General features: G+C 39.5%; 2 protein-coding genes. Both read left to right on the forward strand.

Annotated elements, in window-relative coordinates; genetic code table 11:
* Positions 1–51 precede the first annotated feature (51 nt).
* The gene (locus G551_RS0112405; protein WP_027885854.1) at positions 52–318 is read left to right on the forward strand and encodes a transposase; all 267 of its coding nucleotides are present in this window, start codon (positions 52–54) and stop codon (positions 316–318) included.
* A 50-nt stretch (positions 319–368) separates the two neighbouring features.
* Positions 369–1,190, forward strand: a complete 822-nt coding sequence (locus G551_RS15890) for an IS3 family transposase (protein ID WP_240470478.1) — start codon at positions 369–371, stop codon at positions 1,188–1,190.
* Positions 1,191–1,198: the final 8 nt, after the last annotated feature.

The following is a 1,198-nucleotide window of genomic DNA, read 5'->3' on the forward strand; positions in this document are numbered from 1 at the left end:
TGAAGGCTTCCCTGTTTTTCATACAGTTTAAAAATCAACTATTTTTAAGTTATGAAGAAAAGCAGATTTACAGAAGCACAAATAATTGCAATGCTTCAACAGTACGAATCGGGAATGAAGGTTACCGACATTTGCCGAGACAAAGGAATTACCACGGCGGCGTTTTATAGCTGGAAGCGTAAGTATGGGGGTATGGATGCTCAACAACTCAAAGAGCTTAAATCGCTCCAGGAAGAGAATCAGCGTCTAAAGCAGATGTATGCTGATTTGAGCCTTGACCATCGTATCCTTAAAGATATTATCGAAAAAAAGCTTTAAAGCCTTGTGAACGTAAGGAATTGGCCGAGCAAGTAGTTAAGCAGGAGAAGTTGAGTATTGTGAGAGCTTGCGAGTTGGTTTGCTTAAGTCGCTCTATGTGGTATTATAAGACCAAGAGGGATGATTCTGAAGTAATAGACAAACTTACAGAAATGAGTGAGATCAAACCTAATCGGGGATTTGATTACTATTTCTACAGAATCCGATCACAAGGCTTTAAATGGAACCGGAAACGAGTCCTTCGGGTATACAGGCTTTTAGGTCTGCAATTGAGAAGGAAGAGTAAAAAGCGCCTTCCAGCTCGTGTTAAAACTCCCCTGGATCAACCTCAGGCACCAAGACAGGTGTGGAGTGCAGATTTTATGAGTGATGGTCTAATGACAGGAAGAAAGTTTAGAGTATTTAACCTTATTGATGATTATAACAGAGAAGCGCTATGTACCACTCCAGCACTATCAATGCCTGCCCTACGTGTTGTGGAATATCTAAGGCAGGCCATAGAGGTTTACGGCAAACCTTTACAAATACGAGTGGATAATGGTCCGGAATTTATCTCGAAAATATTTATGTCCTACTGCGAAGCTGAAGGAATCGAGATCAATTATATCCAACCAGGAAAACCATCGCAAAATGGATACATTGAAAGGTTCAATAAAACATTTAGAGAAGACGTTTTGGATGCTTACATCTTCCGAAATTTAGAAGAAGTACAACAGATAGCTGAGGACTTCAGAGAAGATTATAACAAATACCATCCACATAAATCAATGGGCAGAAAAAGCCCTAATCAGATCTATAAAGAATTTTCATTGGGTCTAGACCCAATGAAAAAAGAAAAATTGTGTAATTTAGAGCTGTCCGAAAACGGGTAAGTCTTCAG

The organism is Mesonia mobilis DSM 19841 (genome assembly GCF_000423405.1).
Lineage (GTDB): Bacteria > Bacteroidota > Bacteroidia > Flavobacteriales > Flavobacteriaceae > Mesonia > Mesonia mobilis.